The sequence below is a fragment of the Pedococcus sp. P1_H8 genome, assembly GCF_056405175.1.
Window position 1 is genome coordinate 1 of sequence record NZ_JBFUCP010000120.1, and the last position, 529, is coordinate 529.

General features: G+C 67.7%; 1 protein-coding gene. It reads left to right on the forward strand.

What is annotated here, in order from left to right; translation table 11 throughout:
- Positions 1-62: 62 nt before the first annotated feature.
- Positions 63-529, forward strand: a 467-nt coding sequence (locus AC1DYG_RS19150) for a L,D-transpeptidase (protein WP_477641447.1), incomplete at its 3' end; no start/stop codon positions are given.

Below are 529 nucleotides of genomic sequence, written 5' to 3' on the forward strand. Positions count from 1 at the left end.
GGGTTAGCCGCGTCATCTCGAAGGGCGGTACGGCGATGTGGAAGAAGCGACAGGGTGCACGGGTGCTTCTCGCCGTCGCAGCGCTGGTGCTGTTCGAGGTCGTCGGGGCGACGGGGGTGGCGTCCGCCGGGTCGAGAACCCAGCCCGGCGGCGGGGTGTCGGCCGTCGCGAACGTCTCGACGCACCAGTTCACGGTCAGCATCGGCGGCCAGGTGGTCAGGACAATGCCCGCGTCGATGGGCAAACCCGGACACGAGACGCCGCTCGGCACCTTCCACGTCATGGAGAAGTTCCGCAACATGGTGATGGACTCGTCGACCTACGGGGTGCCCGTGGACGCGCCGGAGGGCTACCGGCTCGACGTCGAGTACGCGGTCCGCCTCACCTCGGGGGGCATCTTCGTCCACGGCGCACCCTGGTCCGTCGACTCACAGGGTCACGAGAACGTCAGCCACGGCTGCATCAACCTGAGCACCGAGAACGCCGCGTGGTTCTTCGAGAACGTCGAGGTGGGTGACCCCGTCACCAT